This window comes from Arthrobacter sp. E44 (assembly GCF_041877125.1).
GTDB lineage: Bacteria > Actinomycetota > Actinomycetes > Actinomycetales > Micrococcaceae > Arthrobacter.
The window spans coordinates 1-21,630 of sequence record NZ_JBHDJA010000033.1 but is presented as its reverse complement, the minus strand read 5'-3'; the positions used below and the strand labels follow the sequence as shown (position 1 = coordinate 21,630).

At 66.9% G+C, this 21,630-nt stretch carries 17 protein-coding genes; 10 read left to right on the top strand and 7 right to left on the bottom strand.

The window, feature by feature from the left end; genetic code table 11:
• The first annotated feature begins 59 nt into the window (after window positions 1-59).
• From glmU to sufU, 8 genes are all read left to right on the top strand, one after another.
• A complete protein-coding gene (gene glmU / locus ACETK3_RS20035; protein ID WP_236801739.1) occupies window positions 60-1,538 on the top strand; it encodes a bifunctional UDP-N-acetylglucosamine diphosphorylase/glucosamine-1-phosphate N-acetyltransferase GlmU in 1,479 nt (492 codons plus the stop codon).
• Window positions 1,539-1,540: 2 nt separating this feature from the next.
• Window positions 1,541-2,521 (top strand): ribose-phosphate diphosphokinase, encoded by a 981-nt coding sequence (locus ACETK3_RS20030; RefSeq protein WP_236801740.1) that lies wholly within the window; start codon window positions 1,541-1,543, stop codon window positions 2,519-2,521.
• A 229-nt stretch (window positions 2,522-2,750) separates the two neighbouring features.
• Window positions 2,751-3,371 (top strand): 50S ribosomal protein L25/general stress protein Ctc, encoded by a 621-nt coding sequence (locus ACETK3_RS20025; protein ID WP_236801741.1) that lies wholly within the window; start codon window positions 2,751-2,753, stop codon window positions 3,369-3,371.
• Window positions 3,372-3,503: 132 nt separating this feature from the next.
• Window positions 3,504-4,109, top strand: a complete 606-nt coding sequence (gene pth / locus ACETK3_RS20020) for an aminoacyl-tRNA hydrolase (protein WP_236801742.1) — start codon at window positions 3,504-3,506, stop codon at window positions 4,107-4,109.
• Between the two features lie 109 nt (window positions 4,110-4,218).
• Window positions 4,219-6,954 carry a LuxR C-terminal-related transcriptional regulator gene (locus ACETK3_RS20015; RefSeq protein ID WP_373993467.1) on the top strand — a complete coding sequence of 912 codons (2,736 nt, stop codon included), beginning with the start codon at window positions 4,219-4,221 and terminating at the stop codon, window positions 6,952-6,954.
• Window positions 6,955-7,090: 136 nt separating this feature from the next.
• A complete protein-coding gene (locus ACETK3_RS20010) occupies window positions 7,091-9,601 on the top strand; it encodes a helix-turn-helix transcriptional regulator (protein WP_306970411.1) in 2,511 nt (836 codons plus the stop codon).
• A 515-nt stretch (window positions 9,602-10,116) separates the two neighbouring features.
• Window positions 10,117-11,442, top strand: a complete 1,326-nt coding sequence (locus ACETK3_RS20005; RefSeq protein ID WP_237430148.1) for a SufS family cysteine desulfurase — start codon at window positions 10,117-10,119, stop codon at window positions 11,440-11,442.
• A gap of 22 nt (window positions 11,443-11,464) precedes the next feature.
• Window positions 11,465-11,914: a Fe-S cluster assembly sulfur transfer protein SufU gene (gene sufU / locus ACETK3_RS20000; protein WP_236801746.1), complete on the top strand. Its 450-nt coding sequence runs from the start codon at window positions 11,465-11,467 to the stop codon at window positions 11,912-11,914.
• A 67-nt stretch (window positions 11,915-11,981) separates the two neighbouring features.
• On the opposite strand, the gene ACETK3_RS19995 is transcribed toward sufU, so the two are convergent.
• Genes ACETK3_RS19995 through ACETK3_RS19985 form a run of 3 tightly spaced genes read right to left on the bottom strand, consistent with a single transcriptional unit; the run spans window position 11,982 to window position 14,269 of the window.
• The gene (locus tag ACETK3_RS19995) at window positions 11,982-12,203 is read right to left on the bottom strand and encodes an SCO4848 family membrane protein (RefSeq protein ID WP_142130627.1); all 222 of its coding nucleotides are present in this window, start codon (window positions 12,201-12,203) and stop codon (window positions 11,982-11,984) included.
• Between the two features lie 3 nt (window positions 12,204-12,206).
• Window positions 12,207-12,704, bottom strand: a complete 498-nt coding sequence (locus tag ACETK3_RS19990) for a DUF2505 domain-containing protein (RefSeq protein WP_142130626.1) — start codon at window positions 12,702-12,704, stop codon at window positions 12,207-12,209.
• Between the two features lie 44 nt (window positions 12,705-12,748).
• Complete coding sequence (locus ACETK3_RS19985) at window positions 12,749-14,269, bottom strand: SDR family oxidoreductase (RefSeq protein ID WP_236821638.1); 1,521 nt, start codon at window positions 14,267-14,269, stop codon at window positions 12,749-12,751.
• 301 nt (window positions 14,270-14,570) lie between these two features.
• Between ACETK3_RS19985 and mfd the strand changes: the two genes are divergently transcribed.
• Together mfd and ACETK3_RS19975 are read left to right on the top strand one after the other, a co-directional pair.
• Window positions 14,571-18,263: a transcription-repair coupling factor gene (gene mfd, locus ACETK3_RS19980; RefSeq protein ID WP_373993466.1), complete on the top strand. Its 3,693-nt coding sequence runs from the start codon at window positions 14,571-14,573 to the stop codon at window positions 18,261-18,263.
• A gap of 6 nt (window positions 18,264-18,269) precedes the next feature.
• Window positions 18,270-19,082, top strand: coding sequence for a metal-dependent hydrolase (locus ACETK3_RS19975; protein ID WP_373993465.1), 813 nt, complete (start codon window positions 18,270-18,272; stop codon window positions 19,080-19,082).
• 137 nt (window positions 19,083-19,219) lie between these two features.
• Here ACETK3_RS19975 and ACETK3_RS19970 read toward each other — a convergent pair whose 3' ends face one another.
• From ACETK3_RS19970 to ACETK3_RS19955, 4 genes are all read right to left on the bottom strand, one after another.
• The gene (locus ACETK3_RS19970; RefSeq protein ID WP_236801751.1) at window positions 19,220-19,483 is read right to left on the bottom strand and encodes a hypothetical protein; all 264 of its coding nucleotides are present in this window, start codon (window positions 19,481-19,483) and stop codon (window positions 19,220-19,222) included.
• Between the two features lie 52 nt (window positions 19,484-19,535).
• Window positions 19,536-20,255, bottom strand: a complete 720-nt coding sequence (gene deoC, locus ACETK3_RS19965; protein WP_236801752.1) for a deoxyribose-phosphate aldolase — start codon at window positions 20,253-20,255, stop codon at window positions 19,536-19,538.
• Window positions 20,256-20,428: 173 nt separating this feature from the next.
• A complete protein-coding gene (locus ACETK3_RS19960; RefSeq protein ID WP_236801753.1) occupies window positions 20,429-21,298 on the bottom strand; it encodes an FAD-dependent oxidoreductase in 870 nt (289 codons plus the stop codon).
• A gap of 224 nt (window positions 21,299-21,522) precedes the next feature.
• A complete protein-coding gene (locus ACETK3_RS19955; RefSeq protein WP_373993271.1) occupies window positions 21,523-21,618 on the bottom strand; it encodes a hypothetical protein in 96 nt (31 codons plus the stop codon).
• Window positions 21,619-21,630: the final 12 nt, after the last annotated feature.

The following is a 21,630-nucleotide window of genomic DNA, read 5'->3' as shown; positions in this document are numbered from 1 at the left end:
CGGCCAGGGCCGCTGGAGCACGCAAAGCGCCAGCACAACCAAGCAAGGAGAGCCCGAACGTGATCCCCGAGAATGCCGGTCCGGCCGCTGTAATCGTTCTGGCAGCAGGTGCCGGCACCCGGATGAAATCGCGTACTCCGAAGATCCTGCACGAGATCGGCGGCCTCTCCATGGTGGGCCACGCCCTCCGTGCTGCCCGCAGCATCAATCCACAGCGGCTTGCCATCGTGGTGCGCCACGAACGCGACCTGGTGGAGGGCCACGTGGCCGCGCTCGACCCGCAGGCCCTCATCGTGGACCAGGACGACGTCCCGGGCACCGGCCGTGCCGTTGAAGCCGCACTCGAGGCGCTGGACGCCGGGCAGGCCCTGGCGGGAACCGTCGTGGTCACGTATGGCGACGTGCCCCTGCTTTCCGGGGAACTGCTGACCGAGCTCGTCGCCACCCACGAGTTCGAAGGCAATGCCGTCACGGTTCTCACGGCAGTCCTCGACGACGCCACCGGCTACGGCCGCATCCTCCGCGGCGAGGATGGTTCCGTCACCGGCATCCGCGAACACAAGGATTCCTCCGAGGCCGAAAAACTGATCCGCGAAGTCAACTCCGGCATCTACGCCTTCGATGCCGCTGTGCTCCGCGACGCGCTGGGCAAGGTCACCACCGACAACGCACAGGGCGAGAAATACCTCACCGACGTGCTGGGACTGGCCCGGGAGGCAGGCGGCCGCGTCGCCGCCGTCGTCACGGCCGACCGCTGGCAGGTGGAGGGCGCGAATGACCGCGTCCAGCTCGCCGCCCTCGGTGCCGAACTGAACCGCCGCACCGTGGAAGCCTGGATGCGGGCCGGCGTCACCGTGGTCGACCCGGCCACCACCTGGATCGACTCCTCCGTCACCCTCGACGAGGACGTCCGCCTCCTGCCCAACACCCAGCTGCACGGCGCCACTACCGTGGCGAGGGACGCCGTCGTGGGCCCCGACACCACCCTGACCGACGTCACCGTAGGCGAGGGCGCCACCGTAGCCCGCACCCACGGTTCCGGCTCTGTGATCGGCCCTCGCGCCGCCGTCGGCCCCTTCACCTACCTCCGCCCCGGCACCGTGCTGGGCGAGAAGGGCAAGATCGGCGCGTTCTACGAAACCAAGAACGTCACCATCGGGCGCGGCTCCAAGCTGTCCCACCTGGGCTACGCGGGCGACGCCGAAATCGGCGAGGACACCAACATTGGCTGCGGCAACATCACAGCCAATTACGACGGCGAGAAGAAGCACCGCACGGTGATCGGCTCCGGCGTCCGTACAGGCTCCAACACCGTCTTTGTTGCCCCGGTCACCGTGGGGGACGGCGCCTACAGCGGCGCCGGCGCGGTGATCCGCAAAGACGTTCCGGCCGGAGCGCTTGCGCTGAGCGTCGCTGCCCAGCGCAACGCCGAAGGCTGGGTTCCCGCGCACCGTCCGGGAACCCGCTCCGCCGAACTGGCCCAAGCGGCCACGAATGATTCCTCAAGTACCCCGGCATCTACAGAAGAGGGCAAGTAACAATGAGCGAAATTACGGCGCACGGCGAAAAGAAGCTGGTGCTCGCAACAGGGCGGGCCCATCCGGAGCTGGCCCGGGAAATCGCAAAGGAACTGGGCACTGAGCTCCTTCCCGTTGACGCCTACGACTTCGCCAACGGCGAGATCTACGTCCGTGCGGGGGAGAGCGTGCGCGGCACCGACGCCTTCGTGATCCAGGCGCACCCCGCGCCGCTGAACAACCACCTCATGGAACAGCTGATCATGATCGATTCGCTGAAGCGGGCCTCCGCCAAGCGCATCACCGTGGTGTCGCCGTTCTACCCCTACGCCCGCCAGGACAAGAAGGGCCGGGGCCGCGAGCCCATCTCCGCCCGCCTGGTGGCAGACCTCTACAAGACCGCAGGCGCGGACCGCATCATGAGTGTGGACCTGCACACCTCGCAGATCCAGGGTTTCTTCGACGGCCCCGTCGACCACCTGATGGCCATCCCGCTGCTGGCCGACTACATCCGCACCCGCGTTGAGGCGGACAACATCACCGTTGTCTCCCCGGACACCGGACGCGTGCGCGTGGCCGAACAGTGGGCAGAACGCCTGGGCGGGGCGCCGCTGGCCTTCGTGCACAAGAGCCGCGACCTTACCGTCCCCAACCAGGCCGTCTCCAAGACCGTGGTGGGCCAGATCGAGGGGCGCACCTGCGTCCTGATCGATGACATGATCGACACCGGCGGAACCATCTCCGGCGCTGTCAATGTATTGAAGAACGCGGGCGCCAAGGACGTCATCATCGCGGCCACCCACGCCGTGTTCTCGGATCCGGCCGCACGCCGGCTTGCGGAGTCCGGCGCACGGGAAGTGGTGGTCACCAACACCCTCCCGCTTAACTCGTCCCAGCAGTTCCCGCAGCTGACGGTGCTCTCCATCGCACCGCTGATCGCCCGGGCCATCCGCGAAGTGTTCGACGACGGCTCGGTCACCAGCCTCTTCGACGGCAAGGCCTAAGAGATTCCTAGCAGTGCCGGGCCTGTTGGATTTAAGTTAACGCGCCCGGCACTGGTAGGCTCTTTGCGATACCTTGGCGAGGGAGGGCATAGCCTCCGTTATCGACTGGGTCTGCTGGTCCCTTCGTGGGGACTGCCTTCTTGAAGGGCCGCCTTCCGGCCGCCCGGCGTTGAAGGTCACACCAGACCTCCGCCCTTGCTGAACACCGTTTAGTCTTCAAGGAGATTCCATGTCTGAGCAGAAGCTCGCAGCAGAACTGCGCACCGAATTCGGCAAGGGCTACGCCCGCCGCGCCCGCATGAACCACCAGATCCCGGCCGTCATCTACGGCCACGGCGCAGAGCCCATCCACGTCACCCTGCCGGCAAAGGCCACCACCCTGGCCGTCCGCACCCCCAACGCCCTGCTGTCCCTGGACATCAACGGCGAGGGCCACCTGGCCCTGGTCAAGGACGTCCAGCGCGATCCGGTAAAGCAGATCATCGAGCACATCGACCTCCTGACCGTCCGCCAGGGCGAGAAGGTTACCGTTGACGTCCCCGTGCAGGTTGAGGGCGAGACCGCTCCCGGCACCGTTCACAACCTGGAACTGACGGTTGTGTCCCTCGAGGCCGAGGCAACCCACCTGCCCACCGCCATCGAGGTCAGCGTCGAAGGCCGCGCCGCCGGCGAGCACATCCACGCCTCCGACCTGGTCCTCCCGAAGGGCACCACCCTCCTGACCGACGCCGAAGCGCTCGTGGTGAACATCTCCGAGGCAGTCGTCATCGCCGAGGAAGAAGAAACCGAAGCTGCCCCCGAGGGCGAAGCAGGGGAAGCTCCTGCAGCCGAAGAAGCCGCAGCCGAGTAACCACTCCGCAGTTTCCAGCAGTGGCCGGACCCCCAGGGGCCCGGCCACTGCCATGTCAGGCCACCGCCGTATCAGCATGCCCTGTCCGCACGCTTTCCTTCCCGCCCAAGCCGCCCCCATAGGATTGATCCCATGACAGATACCTGGCTGATCGTTGGCCTCGGCAACCCCGGCGCGCAATACCAAGGCAACCGGCACAATGTGGGCCAGATGGTGCTCGACGAACTTGCCGGCCGCATTGGTGCCGGCTTCAAGACGCACAAGGCCCGCGCCCAGGTTCTGGAAGGCCGGCTGGGCATCGGCGGTCCCCGCGTGGTCCTGGCGAAGCCGATGAGCTACATGAATGTCTCCGGCGGCCCCGTCTCCGCCCTGGCCAACTTCTACGGCATTCCAGCCGACCACGTTGTGGCCGTCCATGACGAGATCGACATCCCCTTTAACACCGTCAAACTCAAGCTCGGCGGCGGGGAAGGGGGCCATAACGGCCTCCGGGACATCTCCAAGGCGCTGAGCACCAAGGACTACCTGCGGGTCCGCGTGGGAGTGGGAAGGCCGCCCGGCAGGATGGACACCGCCGACTACGTTTTGCGGGATTTCGGCACCACGGAACAGAAGGAACTGCCGTTCCTGCTGGATGACGCCGCCGACGCCGTGGAGTCCCTGCTCCGTGACGGGCTCACCGCCGCACAGCAAAAGTTCCACCCCGCAAAGTCCGGGTCACGCCAGCCGGAATCGTAAAAGTTCCCTTCGACCCTATTTCCTTGTCTGTGGCAGAGGGTACTCTTCTTCCTATGCGGGGGAGCAAAGGGGCTACATCCCGCTATTGCAGGATGTAGGGGATAAGTTCATGTCAATCGAGCCACTCAGCTGGGGACGTGGGTCAACACCTCAAGGTGACAGGCTGCCCACGCCACCCTCCGCGCCGCCGGAGAGCCAGCAATGGTCGGTGCCTGCACGCAGCGCCAACCTCGACGCCGTCCGCACGGCCCTCACCAGCGAGAATTCCCTCGGCGTTGTCATCACCGGTGCCAGGGGTGTGGGGAAGTCCTCCTTGGCCCGCGCCGCAGTGGCAGACCTCGGGCCGGATATCTGGTCGCTGCAACTGCGGAACGGTCCGTCGGGCTCCACCACCCCGTACGGCTGCCTCTCCTTCCTGCTGGCCCGGCTGCCGCAGGCCTACATGGGATCGCCCACCGCCATCCTGCGCGGCATCACATCCCTGATCCGCAGCGATGCCGCCGGCAGGCCGTGCATCATTACCCTGGACACCTCCGCCAGCATTGACGACATGAGTGCCGGGGTACTGCTGAACGTCCTGCTTACCGGTACCGCCAAGATCATTGCGGTGGCCGCTAACTCCAGCGACCTGCCCGCAGACTTCCACTGGCTGCTGACGGACCGGAAGCTGACCGAGGTGAGGCTCAGCAACCTCAACGAACTGCAGACCCGGCAAGTCCTGCTGTCACTGCTGGGACACCGCGTCGCTTCCTCCCTGGTCAGCACCTACCACCAAATGGTGGGCGGCAACCCCCTGCTGCTGAAGGCGCTGGTCACCGAGCAGCAGCTCTCCGGAAACCTGGTCCTGTCGGACTCAGTTTGGACCCTCCGGGACAAAGTGGTGCTCGACGGCGCTGCCAGCCTGGACGACATCGTCCGCTCCCGCTGGTCACGGGAAACCCCCCGAACCCGCGAAGTCATCGAGATGCTCTCCTGTGCCCGCAGGGTGGAGCTGTCCCGCCTCACCGCGATTTACGGTGCGGATGTCATTGCGGACATGGAGGACGGCGGGCTGCTGGAGATCGACGAGTCCGAACACCGCTGGGTATCCCTGCGGGAGAAATACATCGGGGACGTGGTCAGGACCTGGCTCAGCATTTCCCGGCGCCGGGAGCTTCGAAGCGTGATGCTGGGCGGCGCGGAGCCGGATCCGGCATCCATGACGGTCGAAGAACTGATGTCCTTTGCCGCCTGGACCCATGAATGCGAGGCCGAGCTTAGCCCGGCGCTGGCGCTTGCGGCCGCCCAGGCCGCAGTCCAGCTGTTCGATCCCCGTTTTGCCTTGACCTATGCGGACATGCTGAGGAGGACCGACACGGGGTGGGCATCGGCGCAGCGCCAAAAGGCATCGGCGTACCTCCAGTTGGACATGCCCGTCCAGGCCCTTGCAGCCCTGGACGACATCTCGCAGCCTGAACTCGACGCCCTGGACCCCGAGGAGTACGCCCAGGTAGTAGCCGCCAAAGCGCGCGTCATGCTTTCGATCCCGGAACAGGCGGGCAAAGTGCCGGAACTCCTCGCCGCCGCCCGCGAACGCCTGCAACAGGCAGCCAAGGATTCTTCCTGGCCTGCGCCCGCCGTGATCGCAGCCAACCGGATCTCGCTGAGCGAATTCGAGTACCAGGCCCATGCCGGTGATTTTGCCGCCATGATTCCGGCACTCGAGCGGGCAGCCGACCCCGCTGCCAACCCCGACACGGGATTCCGGCTCCAGTCGGCCATCATCCTGATGACCGCCCTTGCTTTCACGGGCCGCGAGATGGACGCCTTGAGCCTCATGCGCCAACTCGGCGGCCAGCTCACCGATGCCTCGCACATTGTTGGTCTTCGTGAGCGCTACAGCAAGGAGGCATACTTCGTCCTGCTCCTGGCAGGCCAATGGCGGCGCTGCATCGACCTCCTCACTCCCTTCAGCGCGGGACAGCTCCACCGGCTTCCCTTCCGAAGCGCCGCAACTGAGCTGGCGGCCGGCGTGGCCTTTGCCTTCTCCGGCCGCGGCGAGGCTGCCCTGGAGCCGTTGATTTCCGCCACAGCCCAGCTGGAGTTGCAGCCGGTGCAGGCCGCGCTGCGCACCGGCTACGCGGCCACAGCCCTGGCTTATGCCCAGACCGGCAATGCGGGGTTTGCCCGTAAGTACCTCACCAAACTCCAGAAGACCTCCGGCAGGGCCGGCTTCGCCACGGAATGCATCATCGATTTCTGCGCGCTGGTGGCGGGGCGGTGGCTGGGAGACCCGGAGGCGGTGGCAGGCCTGAAGCAAGGAGCCCGGCGGAACCTGGAGGCGGGCCGGCCTACGGTTGCCGGCATCTACCTGCTGGCCGCAACCGTCAATGGCAGCGACGCGGACTTCCGGCTGCTGGAGGAGATTGCCGGCCAACGGCAGGGCCCGCTTGCCGACGTCTCACGGTTGATTGCCGTCGGAAGCAGGACGAAGGACGCCAAGGCACTCCTCTCCGGCGGCGAACTCGCTGCCACGCTCGAACTGGACGCCGTTGAGGCCCGGTGCATGGCACTGGCGGTGGATTTCGCGCGCCAGGACGGGGACGCGCTTTCGGCCAGGACAGCGCAGGCCCGGCTGGACATCCTGGCCGCCACTGTCGCCAATCTGCCCATCGTGCCCAGCAGCGGCAGCCCGCTGCTGACAAGCCGCGAACGGCAAATCGCCAGGATGGCCGGCCGGGGCGCTTCAAACCGTGACATCGCCATGGAAATGGGCGTGTCAGTGCGCACCGTGGAAGGCCACCTGTACCAGGTCTTCACCAAGCTTGGCGTGACTTCAAGGGGTGATCTGACTGGACTCGTCTAATGGCCACAAGCAGGCGGCCGCGCACCGGCTCCTGACCGGCCGGCGGGAGCCGGTGGAGCGCATCTGCGCTATCCTCCGGAACGGCACACATCAGGCCGTCTTCATCATGGCAGGCCCCGGCATAGGCAAGTCGGCCGTGACTGACGCCGTCACGGAACGCCTCGCCGGGACCACGAACATTGTGCGGATCCACGCCAGTTCGGCCCTGGCCGCCGTGCCGTTCGGGGTCCTCACCCCTTACACGGGCGAGCTGACGGCTGAAGAGTCCGTCTCGCCGGTCGCAGTGCTCCGTTCGATGTGGTCCTACTTCGAGAAACTGAAGGCCGGCAGCACGGGATCCGTCCTGATCGCGGTGGACGATGCGCACCACCTCGATGACGCATCTGCCGGCATCCTGGCCGAGGTGATTTCGGCAGGATGGGCCACCGTGGTGGCGGCGGCCAGGCCCCGGCCGGGACTGCCGCAGCCGCTCGACCAGCTCTGGTATGACGGCCTTGCCGAACGTGTCGACCTCCGCCCCCTCAACCGTGAACAAATCGAGGAGGTCCTGGCCCATGCCCTGGACGGGACCGTCCCTGGTGCCACGGTGGACGCCATGTGGAACGCGACCGGCGGCAATCCCCGGATCCTCGATGCCCTGCTCCATGACTCCGCCGAAGCGGGGGTCCTGGTTAAACGCAACGGAATCTGGATGCTCCTGGGCTCCCTCCCGTGCGACGGGGCACGGCTGGCAGCGGTGGTCGCCAAAGACCACCTTCGGCGGCGGCCGGAGGAACAGGAAGCACTAAAGCTCATTGCCCTTGCCGGGCCCGTGGGCAGGAAAGTCATCGAGGACATCAGCGGGGCAGCAGTAGTCCGCTCCCTGCTGGACCAGCAGATGATCATTGAAGCACCCGGTATTCCGGCTGAGCTTTCCATTTGGAACGGGCTCTTCGCCGGCGCCATCAGGCATACCGTTTCGGTCTCCCGCAGCCTGCAGCTGCTGGAGAAGGTCAAGGCGCGCCAGGACCCCACCCTGCTGCAGGGGGAAGGCCGGTTGCGGTCCGTGGAGTGGGCCCTTGAGTGTGGGGTCCGGGTCAGCGACGACGAGATGCTGGCGGCGGCCAGGGACGCCCTGCTTCGGTTCCACAACCACAGCGCACGGACCATTGCGGCCCGGGTCCACAGGCCCCCGCTGGTTCCCCTGGCCCAGGCGGTCCAGGCACGTGCGCTGTACAACGAAGGGGCTTACGCGGAAGCCGCGGCACTGCTTGACGAATGCTGGCTTCCGCTGGCCGAAGACCCGCAGGGCCCGGCCGTTCTGTTGCTCCGGGTTTCGGCGCACCAGGCCATCGGCCATCCTCTGGCAGTGGTGGCGGAAGACGTCGAAAAGCGCGTCGCGGCTGCCGGCAGCAGCGTGAAGGACTGGCAGGAGGAACTCCTGCACCTGCTCCAGCTTGGAGCGGAAGTGGATTTCCAGGCGCTCAATGACCAGGTGGACAGGATCAGGAAGGGACCCCCGGCAGCCACCGGCGGAGAACCGCTCCGTGTGCTGGCTGAAGGCCTCCTGGCCCATGCCCTCGCCTCGGCCGGACGGCCCGTCCAAGGGCTGGAGGCCGCCCTGCTGGCAGCCTCGGAACTTCCGCCCCTTGAAGGCAGCCTGTTCTTCTTTCCCGAGTTCGTGCTGGGACGGCTCGTTTCCGACTACCTGGCCATGGGTGAATGGGAGTCCGCAGAGCGGGAGATTAACCACTACGCCGCCGGGCATGCCCCGGCCGCGGCCACCTTCAACGGGAGCCTGCAGGTGCTTCAGGGCTACTCGCTGCTGCGGCAGGGGAGGATGGAGCGCGCCTACCAGGTCCTGCTGCCGGCAGTGGAAGCGCTGAGGCTGAACGACCCGCTGCAGCTGTACCGCTTTGGCACAGCCCTGGGGTTTTATGCTGCGGCCCGGCTCGGCGATGCTGAACAGGCCAAACGCCTGGAACAGGACCACAAGGACGCTGCTGCCGGCTGGCCCGCCCATGACCTTTTGGCGGCAGCCTATGTGGCGGCGGCGGGTGAATACCTTGCCCGTGACGGAAAAGGCTTGGCCGCCCTGCAGACGTTGATGACCACCACGGAAGCCTCCGCGCGCACTGGAAACCTCCTTGAGATCCTGGCCATGTGTTGGGACCTCGGGGATCCCTCAGTGGTCCCCATGGTGCAGGCAGCGGCGCGCGGCGTGGAGGGCCGGTGGGCGGAAGCACTGCTGACGCTGGCCACCGCGTGGGAAAACGCCGACGGTGACACCCTCATGGCAACGGCTGCCTCGCTGGAGGAGGCAGGCTTTGTCAACCTGGCCCGCGAAGCCTACGCCCGTGCCAGCACCGTGCTGGAGCAGGCCGGGGAACGCCGCCGGTCCCGGCAGGCCGTTGCCCAGCGCGAGAAGTGCGACCACGAGCTGGGCGAGCGGTTCCGGGAAGGACGGTTCATCGCCGCGGCCCCGACAGTCCGCCTTACCCGGAGGGAACAGGACATCGTCGAGCTGGCCGTGCAGGGCCTTACCGACCGGGAGATCGCGCAGCGGCTGATGGTTTCGGTCAGGACGGTGGAAGGCCACCTGTACCGCACCTATGTTAAGCTCGGGGTCCGCAGCCGCGATGAGCTGGAGTCGGCGCTGCCCAAGTAGGTCCCGGCGCCGGGCAGCTGCCGCTCGCGTCCTCGCCCACTGCCCTCCGGCACCCTGCTGCCAGCCCGGCGTCGGACTCCTGCCCCCCGGCCTGCCCTGCGTCCTGCCCGTCCCGCTGCAGTACCTGGGACCCTGCGGGCATCATCCGCTGCATGCAGGTGGCTTTGCGGCGCCCCGGTAGTGCAGCCGCCCGGATTCGAGTACACCCTACTCGTGTACAGGGTGGCACTGCGGGATTTACTTAAGGAGGCAAAGCAAAGCGGCAGGCTCGAGGCCGCGGAGCAGCCAACAGGACATTGAGCCCTTTCAATTTCCGGTCCGCGATGGACCGGGCACAGACGGGGCCGGCGACGTCAGAGTCTTCTGAGACCGAGACTCTCCCCCCAGCCGTCGCCGGCCCTCTGTTCCCTCGGCTGAAGCCCGGGGCAGCGGTGGCGGCGGCCCCTCCCGGGCGGCCGCCACAGCCGTGTGTGGGACAATTGGGTGTCAGCCATTGACAGCCCAAGGAGTTCGTTTTGGCCTTAGTATCAACGCCAGCCACGCTGGAACGTGCCGTACCTGTCATGGACAACGCCGAGGTGCTGCGAATCCGCAACGACTTCCCGGTCCTCAACCAACTGGTCAACGGACAGCCCCTGGTCTATCTCGACTCGGGCGCTACATCGCAAAACCCCGTGAGCGTCATCGAGGCCGAACAGGAATTCTACGAGCAGCGCAATGCCGCTGTTCACCGTGGCGCCCACCATCTTGCCGTGGAGGCCACCGAAGTATTCGAGGACGCCCGGCAAACCATTGCCGACTTCATCGGTGCGGACTATGCGGAGACGGTGTGGACGTCCAACGCCACGGAAGGACTGAACCTTCTTTCCTATTCACTTTCCACTGCCGGGCTGTGGGCCGCCCAGGGACGCGGTGACCAGGGGCTCAAAGACCTGGCCCTGAACCCGGGCGACGAGATTGTGGTCACAGAAATGGAGCACCACGCCAACCTCATCCCCTGGCAGGAACTGGCGTTCCGGACCGGGGCCACGCTGCGCTACATCCCCATTGACGATCAGGGCAGCCTCCGCATGGACCAGGCTGCGGCAATCATCGGCCCGCGCACCAAGGTCCTGGCTTTCACGCACGCTTCCAATGTCCTGGGGATCATCAACCCGGTTAGGGAACTGACGGCCCTCGGCCACACCGCAGGCGCCCTGGTGGTCCTGGACGCCTGCCAGTCCGCCCCGCACCTGCCCTTGGACGTCAAGGAACTCGGGGTGGACTTTGCGGTGTTCTCCGGCCACAAGATGCTGGCTCCCACGGGGATTGGTGTGCTCTATGGACGGCAGGAACTCCTTGATATTCTGCCGCCGTTCCTGACGGGCGGATCGATGATTACCACCGTCACCATGGAACGGGCCGAGTACCTTCCGGCGCCCCAGCGCTTCGAGGCAGGTACGCAGCGCATTTCCCAGGCAGTGGCCTTGGCCGCCGCTGCCAACTACCTCACTGAAACCGGACTTGACCGGATCCACCGGTGGGAGGCCGAACTGGGCCAGCGCATGGTGGCCGGGCTCGAAGGCATCTCCGGCATCCGGGTCCTGGGCCCCGCCGCCGGGAAGGAACGGATCGGCCTCGCCGCGTTCGACGTCGAGGGTGTCCACGCCCACGACGTGGGGCAGTTCCTGGACTCCCAGGGAATCGCCGTCCGTGTAGGACACCACTGCGCCCAGCCGCTGCACCGCCGGCTCGGACTGACCGCCACCACCCGGGCCAGCGCCTACCTGTACAACACCACTGACGACGTGGACCGCTTCCTTGAAGCCGTTGCCGGCGTCCGGGCCTACTTCCGCGCCTAGCGCAGACCATGAAAGTTGACACATGAGCCTTGACCAGCTGTACCAGCAGATCATCCTGGACCATTCCAAGGCCCGCCACGGCAGCGGGCTCGCCGCCACCGACGCACCCCAGGGCAGCTCCACCGGCCAGTCACACCAGCTCAACCCGGTGTGCGGGGACGAAGTGACCCTCCGGCTTGCCGTCCAGGACGGCAAGGTGGCCCAGATTGCCTGGGACGGGGCCGGCTGCTCCATCTCCATGGCCTCCGCCTCGGTCCTCACCGACCTCGCCGAGGGCATGTCAGTGGCGGAGTTGCATGAGGTTATCGACAGTTTCCGGGAAGTGCTGCGCTCGCGGGGCAAGGTCCATGCCGATCCTGAACTGCTGGGTGATGCGGCAGCGTTCGAAGGAGTGGCCCGCTATGCCGCCCGGGTCAAGTGCGCCATGATTTCCTGGGTCGCCGCCGAGGACGCCCTCAACCAGGCAGCCTGAGCAGCAAAGCAAACAGCCCGGGTCCTCCCTCAGCAGAAGGAAGGCCCGGGCTGTATCGTGTGCGTGGTCAGCCCAGCAGGCCGAGGACGCCGATCACGGCAGTGGCAAGTCCCAGCACCATCGAGATGCTCACCAGCACCACATGGACGGTCAGGAACTTCGTTGCCTTGCCGGCGGCGTCGCGGGCACGCGGATCCTTCATGACGCGGCGCAGGAACTGCGGCCAGACCACCAGGGACCAGACGCCGGCGACGATGAGGACCAGCGCAGCGAAGACCGGAAGTTGCATGGGCTAGTGGCTTTCCAGCCAGGCCTGGGCCTGTGCGGCCTGCAGGTTCAGTGCCTTGGCCACCATCGGTTCGGCCGCATCGGCGATCTTGCCGCCCAGGAACGGGACGGAGGACTTCACGGCGCCCTCCAGCTCCACTCGGGTTCCGCCGGCGTCGGCCACGAGCCGCTGGACGGCGGTGACGTCCACGGGGGCGCCGGCGATCTTCAGCGAGATGTTGCTCTGGCGTGAGCCGTCCGCGGCGGGGGCTTCCCAGTTTTCCACCTGGGTCACCTTGAGGTGCTCACCAACAAACTTGCGGGCGATCTCAGGGAGCCGCGTGGTGGGAAGGGTGCGCACGGACGTGGTGTTGAAGGCTCCTGCAATGTCCCCGTCAAGGGTGAAGGACTCCAGGCTGCCGCCCACCAGCTGGCTGACGTGGCGCTGGAAATCCTCGTTCACCAGCACAGCGGCAACGCTGTCAACGGAGTGCGGAAGGGTGGTGGTTGCGCTCAGCGCCATGGGTCCTCCTGGGACGTGGGGAAAGGATTTACGCCTCCAACATCCTACGGGGTTACCCCGGCCCGGTCCGCATCGGCCAATTTCTGCGCCGCCGCTGTGATGTTCCGTGCCATGGCCGGGAAGATCAGGCTGTGGAAGGGAAGTACGGCCAGCCAGTAGAGCCGTCCGCTCAGGCCTTTGGGGAAGAAGATGGCGCGCTGCCGGTACCGGCTGCCGCCGCCGTCGGGCTCCACGGACAGCTCCAGCCATGCCCGTCCCGGTGCCCGCATCTCAGCCCGCAGCCGCAGCAGCTTTCCGCGCTCGATCCGCTCCACCCGCCACCAGTCCACCACTTCTCCGGCTGCCAGCGTGTGGGGGTGCCGGCGGCCCCGCAGCAGCCCGGCGCCGCCCGTGAGCTTGTCCAGCCACCCCCGGACCTGCCAGGCCAGGGGCAGCGAATACCAGCCGTTGCGCCCGCCGATGCCCTCGATAATGGTCCAGACATGTGCCGGGTCCACGTCCCCGTGGAAGGTCCGCTCGTCGATGTACACCTTGTGCCCTGCCCACTCGGGGTCGCTGGGAAGGGGATCGGAGTCGGCGCCGGCGCTGGCCCAGGTGGTTTCCACCTGGCCGTCCCGCTCCTTGCCCAGCGCCAGGGCCACCGCCGTCCGGTAGGGGGTCAGGCCACCGTCGGGCTGTGGAATGTACTGGTCGATGTCATGCTCGTTGGACACCGCGTCATGCTGCAGCGACTGCACCAGGGGCACGGCCATGGAGAGGGGAATGGGGGTGGTCAGCGCCACCCACATGCCTGCCAGCTTGGGAGCCGGGACCGGCAGCGCCAGCACCACCCGGTACGGCAGGCCCGCTTCCGCGGCATACTCCTTCATCATCCCCGCGTAAGTGAGCACCTGCCGGCAGCCGATGTCGAAGGTCCGGTTGATCGGGCCTTCGAGCGAGGCGGCGGACACCAGGTAATACAGCACGTCCCGTACGGCAATGGCCTCGATCCTGTTGCGTACCCAGCTGGGAGCCGGCATCAGCGGCAGTGTTTCGGAGAGGTGGCGGATCATCTCGAAGGAGGCGGAGCCGGACCCGATCACCACCCCGGCCTGGAACACGATGGCGTCCACCGGGCTGTCCAGGAAAACCTTGCCCACTGCTTCCCGCGACCGCATGTGGGTGGAGAGCTTTACGTCCTGCGGGTGCAGCCCGCCCAAGTACACGATCCGGCCCACCCCGGCGGCGGCCGCGGCCTCCGCCGCGGTGGCAGCCATTGCCTTTTCCTTCGCTTCGAATCCCGCGCCCGCGGCCATGGAGTGCACCAGGTAATAGAAGACGTCGACGCCGGAAAGGGCTTCGCGGAGGGCGTCGCCGTCGTCAAGGCTGCTTTCCACCACCTCCACTTTGTCGCGCCACGGGACCCCGGCGATCTTGTCAGGGGAGCGGACCAGCACCTTCACCTGGTGGCCTGCCTCCAGCAGCCGGGGTACAAGCCGTCCGCCGATGTAGCCTGTGGCACCGGTGACAAGGACGCTCTTTGGTGTTGCGTGCTTGGGTGTTGCCTGGGCATTCATATCGGTCATGCTGGCTCCTGTTCGTCCTGGCACCTGGCGGTCGTGGCCCGATTTCGTCCCTGGTGGTTCGGAGCGGCGGCCCCCTCCGGACTGCTGCACCGGCCAAAATACTCTGACCAAAATACCCAGGCCCAAAGCGCCCACGCTACAGCGCCCGTGCCCTGCCACCCTGCATGTATTCCCACCGGGGTTGGTGCCGCGCTGCCATGTCGTTCCTGCGCGGTAGGCTGGGAGTACCCGGGATTCGCAGCGAATTTCGGGCTTTCGTGTTGCCTGCTTGTCCTTGATGAACACCACAGGAGCTTTCACCATGAGTCTTCCCGGCCAGTCCGCAGCCGGCACATCCAGCACGGGCACCTCCAGCACTCCTTCGCTGGACGGCCTGCGCCGCGCACTTGAGCCGGATACGACCTTCGCGCGCGTCCGCGCCGAGGCCGCCCGGGGCTTTGCCGTCCGCGGCCAGGATTACCAGATCAGTGCTCCGGCCGGCCTGCGCCCGGTGCTGTTGGCCGAGATGGCGGATGGGCTTGCGGCTGCCGCCCAGACAGAGAACCCGGACGGCGCGGGCCCGGGCGTAGTGCTGGCGGTGACGGCGACAGGCCGCGAGGCAGAAGACCTGTCCGCCGCCCTGCGCGCCTACCTTCCGGCGGATTCCGTGGCTGAGTTCCCCAGCTGGGAGACCCTCCCGCATGAGCGGCTTTCGCCCCGTTCCGACACCGTTGGCCGCCGGCTCTCCGTTCTGCGCCGGCTGGCACATCCGGAAAGCTCGACGGCGGGCCGGCTGCGCGTCGTCGTCGCGCCCGTCCGCGCCGTGGTCCAGCCGGTGGTGGCCGGCCTGGGCGACCTGGTTCCGGTCACGCTGAAGGTGGGCCAGGACATTCCGTTCACCGACGTGGTGAGGAGCCTGGCCGACGCCGCATACGCCCGGGTGGACATGGTGACCCACCGCGGCGAGTTCGCTGTCCGCGGCGGCATCATCGACGTCTTCCCGCCCACCGAAGACCACCCCATCCGCGTGGAGTTTTTCGGCGACGAGGTGGACCAGATGCGATGGTTTGCCGTCGCCGACCAGCGCTCGCTGTCCGCACCCGGCATCCACCACCCCACGGAACTGCACGCCCCTCCTTGCCGTGAAATCCTCATCACCCCTGCCGTGATGTCCCGCGCCGCCACCCTGAAGTCCCAGCTTCCTGCCGCGGCGGACATGCTGGAGAAGATCGCCGGCGGCATCGCCGTGGAAGGCATGGAATCCCTGGCCCCGGTGCTGGTGGATGCCATGGTGCCGTTCGTGGACCAGCTGCCGGCCGATTCCATCGCCGTGGTGATTGAACCGGAGAAGGTGCGCACCCGCGCCCACGACCTCGCTGCCACCAACGAGGAATTCCTTGAGGCGGCGTGGTCCACGGCGTCCGACGGCGGGGCGGCACCTTTGGACCTCAGCTCCCAGGCCAGCGCGGCGCTTCATTCGGCCAGCTTCCGCTCGCTGGCCGAAACCCGTTCGTCGTCCCTGGCGCACGGGGTGTCCTGGTGGTCCATCACGTCCCTGGCGCAGGACGCGGAGTTGCTGCCCGAGATCGACGTGCTGAATCTGCACGCCCGGGAGCCCCGCGGCTACCAGGGCGATGTGGCGGAAATGATGGATTTCATTGGTTCGCACGTCCGCGACCAGTGGCGGATCGTGGTGGCCACCGAAGGCCCCGGTCCGGCCCAGCGCCTGGCCGAGCTGTTCCACGAAAACGATATCCCCTGTGCCCGGGTGGACAGCCTTGACCACGAACCCCAGCCGGGCATCATCGAGGTGACCACTGCCGCCGTCGGCCGTGGTTTTGTCCTGGACGGGCTCAAGCTGGGCCTGCTCACCGAAGCCGACCTGCTGGGCCGCACCTCCGCCGGGTCCACCAAGGACATGCGGCGGATGCCCTCCAAGCGGCGCAACGCTGTCGACCCACTGCAGTTGGTGGCGGGGGACCATGTGGTGCACGAACAGCACGGCATTGGCCGGTTCGTGGAACTGATCCAGCGCAGGGTTGCCGGCGGTGGCGACGGCGTGCGCGAATACCTGGTGCTGGAGTACGCGCCGGCCAAGCGCGGCGGGCCCGGCGACCGCCTGTTCGTGCCTACAGACCAGCTGGACCAGGTGACCCGTTATGTGGGTGGCGACACCCCGGTGCTGAGCAAGATGGGCGGCGCGGACTGGGCCAGCACCAAGTCAAAGGCCCGCAAGGCCGTCAAGGAGATCGCCGGCGAGCTGATCCGGCTGTACTCGGCCCGCATGGCCTCCCGTGGCCATGCTTTCGGCCCCGACACTCCGTGGCAGCGCGAACTGGAGGAAGCGTTCCCCTATGTGGAGACGCCGGACCAGCTGACCACCATCAACGAGGTCAAGGCTGACATGGAGAGGGAGATCCCCATGGACCGGCTGGTGTCCGGCGATGTGGGCTACGGCAAGACCGAGATCGCGGTGCGGGCCGCGTTCAAGGCGGTGCAGGACGGCAAGCAGGTGGCCGTGCTGGTGCCCACCACGTTGCTGGCCCAGCAGCACTACGAAACCTTCACCGAACGGTTCTCCGGCTTCCCCCTGCGGGTGAAGCCGCTGTCCCGGTTCCAGACGGCCAAGGAAGCGAAGGAAACGGCGGAGGGCGTCAAGAGCGGCGCCGTGGACATCGTGATCGGCACGCACCGGCTGCTGGCCAAGGACTTCGAGTTCAAGGACCTGGGCCTGGTGATCGTGGACGAGGAACAGCGGTTCGGCGTTGAGCACAAGGAAGCGCTGAAGAAGATGCGCACCAACGTGGACGTCCTGGCCATGAGCGCCACCCCGATTCCCCGCACCCTGGAAATGTCCCTCACGGGCATCCGCGAAACCTCCACCCTGGCTACTCCGCCGGAGGAGCGGCACCCGGTGCTGACCTACGTGGGCCCGTACACGGACAAGCAGACCTCCGCCGCGATCCGCCGCGAGCTGATGCGCGAAGGCCAAGTGTTCCTGGTGCATAACCGGGTGTCCACTATTGAGCGGACCGCGGCCAAGATCCGCGAACTGGTGCCCGAGGCCCGGGTGGAGGTGGCGCACGGCAAGATGTCCGAGAGCCGCCTGGAGCAAATCATCGTGGACTTCTGGGAGCGGCGCTTCGACGTGCTGGTGTGCACCACCATCATCGAGACCGGCCTGGACATCTCCAACGCCAACACCCTGATCGTGGACGGTGCGGACAAGTACGGCCTGTCCCAGCTCCACCAGCTTCGCGGCCGTGTGGGCCGTGGCCGCGAACGCGCCTATGCGTACTTCCTGTACCCCTCGGAAAAACCCTTGGGCGAGGTGGCGCTGGAACGGCTCAAGGCCGTTGCTGCGCACAACGAACTGGGTGCCGGCATGCAGCTGGCCATGAAGGACCTGGAGATCCGCGGCGCCGGCAACCTGCTGGGCGGTGAACAGTCAGGCCACATCCAAGGGGTGGGCTTCGACCTGTACATCCGCCTGGTGGGCGAAGCCGTGGCGGACTTCCGCGGCGAAGCCGTAGAAAAGGCCGCGGAGATGAAGATCGAGCTGCCGGTCAACGCGCACCTGCCGCACGACTACGTTCCCGGCGAGCGGCTGCGCCTGGAGGCCTACCGGAAGCTCGCGGCCGCCCTCACCAACGAGGCCATCGATGAGGTGCAGGCAGAACTCGTGGACCGCTACGGCGAACTTCCGCTGCCAGCCCAGAACCTGGTGGCCGTGGCACGGTTCCGGGTCGGTGCCCGCGAAGCGGGCCTGTCCGACGTTGCGCTCCAGGGCAACTTCATCAAGTTCTCCCCGGCCACGCTGCCGGAGTCCAAGACCATGCGCCTGAACCGGATGTACCCGGGCTCTCAGTCCAAGCCTGCCCTGGACGCGGTGCTTATTCCAAAGCCCAAGACGGCGCGGATCGGGGGCCGGGACCTGCAGGACGCCGAGATCCTGGAGTGGGCCAACGGCGTGATCCGGAACATCTTCTCCGACGCTCCGTTGGCGGTGAGCTAGCACTTGATGGGAGGACACCACGCCGCGTCTGGAGCCGCGGCGTGGGTAGCTGTTGCGTCCACCGGCCCCTACACCCTGGGCTGGTACCCGCTTGATCCCACCGGGATCCTCATCGGGGGCATGGCCACTGCCGGCACGGCCCTGGTCTGCGACTGGGACCACCGTTCAAGCACGGTGGCCCATGCACTGCCGCCGCTGTCCAACGCGATAGCGCGCGGCATTGAAAACGCCAGCGGCGGCCACCGGCAGGGCACGCATTCCATTCTGGGGGCGGCGGCGTTCGTATTCCTGGCCGGCCTGGCATCCCAGGTCCACATGGACACCGGCTGGGGCCGACTGTCCGTCGGCGCCGGCCTGCTGTGCATGTTCCTGATCAACATCGCAGCGAAGGCGCTGAAACTCTTTCCCAAAAGCGGCTTTATCTCGAACTGGATCTTCGCGTTGGTCATGGCCGGCCTGGTCACCGTCTACGCGCCGGAGCAGTGGACATGGCTGCCCACCTCGATGCTGATCGGGGTTGTGGTGCACATCGTGGGCGACCTCATCACCACCGGGGGAGTGCCGCTGCTGTGGCCCCTGGTGGTCCGGCCACCCAAAAAGCTGCGCCGCATGCCCCTGCTGCGGAACGTATGGCGGGCCAACGGCGCCTTGTCCGTACCCCTCCTGGGGCGGGCGGGTTCCAAGCGGGAGTGGCTGGTGCTGATCCCGGTCAGCGCCTACGCGATGGTGGGCATGGCCATGGCCGGGTGGGCCATCGCTCAGCACCACTGGGGCCGTGTGGCCGCTGCGGCGGGTGCCTGGATCAGGCTCTGGTTCTAGCAGCCAAAAAGCAGACGCGAAAACGGGCCCCGGACGATGCGTCCGGGGCCCGTACTGATGTTGCTGCCTGTCCCAACTGGGTGGCAGTACTTGTCGTTATGAAGCCTCAAAACGACAACAACTGCGAGCTACTTGGGTTAGTGCTCGCCGGCTGAGTCAGAGCGGCCGAAGATGGTCTGCGGCAGCCAGAATGCCAGGGCGAAGAGGACCAGGCAGACGGCCATCGGCCAGGGGTTGCCGAGGCTGAGGAAGGACAGCGAGTAGATGGAGCCCAGGAACAGGGCGAAGCAGATCACAAAGAGGACAATGCTGCCCGCGAGGGTGTTTTCGTTCTGCGGGGTACGGACATGTTCCTGGCTGGATGCCGTGTCCCGGCTGGACGGGTTGATCTGGCTGGACATGTGTTCCTCCTCGGCCCCGCGGGGCTTGGTCTGTGGCGGCTTCCGGTTCCGGTCAGTAGGCGGCTGAACCCTGTTCACCCTTGACAATGGCAATTCCGGAGCTGGCACCAATTCGTGTTGCACCTGCTGCAATCATAGCCTGCGCGTCGGCCAGGGACCGTACGCCACCGGAGGCCTTGACCCCCAGGTCAGGGCCTACTGTCCTGCGCATCAGGGCTACGTCCTCCACGGTGGCGCCGCCGCCGTTGAAGCCCGTGGAGGTTTTCACGAAGTCTGCTCCGCCTTCCACCGCCGCCTGGCAGGCCAGCACCTTTTGCTCGTCTGTCAGGAGGGCAGTTTCGATGATGACCTTCAGGATGGCCCCGCCCGCATGCACGGTCTCGGCCACACCTGCGATGTCGTCGGTCAAGGCACCCTTGTCGTTCGCCCGTGCGGCGGCGATGTTGATCACCATGTCCACCTCATCGGCACCGTCCAGCACCGCACCGCGGGCTTCGAACGACTTCACGTCCGTGGGTGTGGCCCCCAGGGGGAAGCCCACCACGGAGCAGGTGAGGACGCCCGAGCCCTTGAGCGCCTTGGTAACAGCCTTGACCCAAATCGGGTTCACGCATACGGACTTGAACTTGTACTCGGCCGCCTCTGCACAGACCTTCAGCACGTCAGCTTCCGACGCTTCGGGCTTGAGCAGCGTGTGGTCGATGTAGGAGGCAATGTTCGCGGCCCCGGCCGCCTCAGGGTTGCCTGCGTGCACGGTGGCTTCGTTGCTCATGATGGTCCTCTCAAAGGGCCTGGCGGCCGGCGTTGACTCGGTTTCGGAAACCATCTTGTCACAGCGGCGCGCACCCAAAGCAGGCACCAGCATGGAGGCACTGCGTGCAGGTGACCCCGTCAGGCAGCCGCCTGCAGGTGACCCCGTCAGACAGCCGCCGGCAGGTGACCCCGTCAGGCAGCCGCCTGCAGGGCCGGCGCAGCCGAAGCGGCCGACAGCAGTTGCGTTGCACAGGTGCCCGCCGCCGAAGCGGCTGCCACCAGCAGCCCCAGCCGCACGCCGTCGAACGCTGCGGCGTCCCCGATCGCCCAAATCCCCGGCACCGAGGTGCGGTAGTCGCGGCTGATGACGATGCCGCCAGCTGCCGCCGTCTGCAGGCCTGCGCTTGCCGCCAGGCCGTCCCGGGAGACGCGCTCCTCCGCTAAAACGACCAGGTCCCCGGTCATGCTGCTGCCGTCTTCGAAGACCACCGCGGATGCGGATACGCGGGAAGCTGGACCGGACACAACGGCAGGGACGATGGCGGCCGGCCGGGCGGTGGTGCGGATGGGACGTACGCCTTTGGCCCGCAGGACTGCCTCGGCCTGTCCTGCCGCCGCACCGGTCCCGACCAGGATTCCCACGGGGCGCCTGCCCAGCTCCCGGGCCACCTTCTGCACGCCCTTTGCGACGCGTGGTGCGTCGTCGATGGTGGCATAGCTCAGGCACTGCGCGGCACCCTCCACCGGGCTGGCCACGGGGGCTGATCCGGTGGCAATCACCAGCTGGTCGTAGGCGAATTCCATGCCGTCAGCAGTGGCCACGGTGCGGTTGGCAGCGTCGATGTGGCTGGCGGGCTGGCCGAACCGGACGGAGACCTGGGGGAGCATGGCCAGCTCCAGCAGTTCCTCGGGGGCGTCGTCGCGGTTGCTCAGCACGGTGATGGTGCCGGTGAACCGGGCCCGGTCCAGTTGCGCCACCAGGGCCTGGGCAGCGGGTCCGGCACCGGCGATGACGATGCGGGTTGCGGTGGATGAGGACTGGGAGGGTGCCGGAGCGGACATGTGCTGGCCCTTTCGCTGGCGGCCGCCGGGCGGCCGGAACTCTGTGATGAGACCCAGCGTAGGCTTGCGCTTTTTCCGGCAGGTTTCCCCGCAGTTGCTGTTTCAGGGCCCTGTGTTCGCCAGTATTTACCGGCCGGTAACACAACCCGTGACACACCTCTCATCCGGCGGCCGCAGGACACATTCCGCCCCGGCGGCACCCCTCGAAACCGGACTAGATGTACTCAGTCAGTAGGTTGGTTGCACCTGCTGATCGGTGGGTTGCCTCCGAGGCTGCCGTGGGGCCGGTGGTTGTTGTAGAAGTCTAGCCAAGGCTGCAGAGCGTCTGTGCG

Coding starts and splice junctions, on each gene's coding strand:
- pth (WP_236801742.1), top strand. CDS start 3,504: ATGACAGATACCTGGCTGATCGTTGGCCTCGGCAACCCCGGCGCGCAA.
- ACETK3_RS20025 (WP_236801741.1), top strand. CDS start 2,751: ATGTCTGAGCAGAAGCTCGCAGCAGAACTGCGCACCGAATTCGGCAAG.
- ACETK3_RS20015 (WP_373993467.1), top strand. CDS start 4,219: ATGTCAATCGAGCCACTCAGCTGGGGACGTGGGTCAACACCTCAAGGT.
- ACETK3_RS19990 (WP_142130626.1), bottom strand. CDS start 12,704: ATGGCGCTGAGCGCAACCACCACCCTTCCGCACTCCGTTGACAGCGTT.
- ACETK3_RS19970 (WP_236801751.1), bottom strand. CDS start 19,483: ATGTCCAGCCAGATCAACCCGTCCAGCCGGGACACGGCATCCAGCCAG.
- ACETK3_RS19975 (WP_373993465.1), top strand. CDS start 18,270: ATGGGAGGACACCACGCCGCGTCTGGAGCCGCGGCGTGGGTAGCTGTT.
- mfd (WP_373993466.1), top strand. CDS start 14,571: ATGAGTCTTCCCGGCCAGTCCGCAGCCGGCACATCCAGCACGGGCACC.
- ACETK3_RS19995 (WP_142130627.1), bottom strand. CDS start 12,203: ATGCAACTTCCGGTCTTCGCTGCGCTGGTCCTCATCGTCGCCGGCGTC.
- ACETK3_RS19960 (WP_236801753.1), bottom strand. CDS start 21,298: ATGTCCGCTCCGGCACCCTCCCAGTCCTCATCCACCGCAACCCGCATC.
- sufU (WP_236801746.1), top strand. CDS start 11,465: ATGAGCCTTGACCAGCTGTACCAGCAGATCATCCTGGACCATTCCAAG.
- ACETK3_RS20030 (WP_236801740.1), top strand. CDS start 1,541: ATGAGCGAAATTACGGCGCACGGCGAAAAGAAGCTGGTGCTCGCAACA.
- deoC (WP_236801752.1), bottom strand. CDS start 20,255: ATGAGCAACGAAGCCACCGTGCACGCAGGCAACCCTGAGGCGGCCGGG.
- ACETK3_RS19985 (WP_236821638.1), bottom strand. CDS start 14,269: ATGACCGATATGAATGCCCAGGCAACACCCAAGCACGCAACACCAAAG.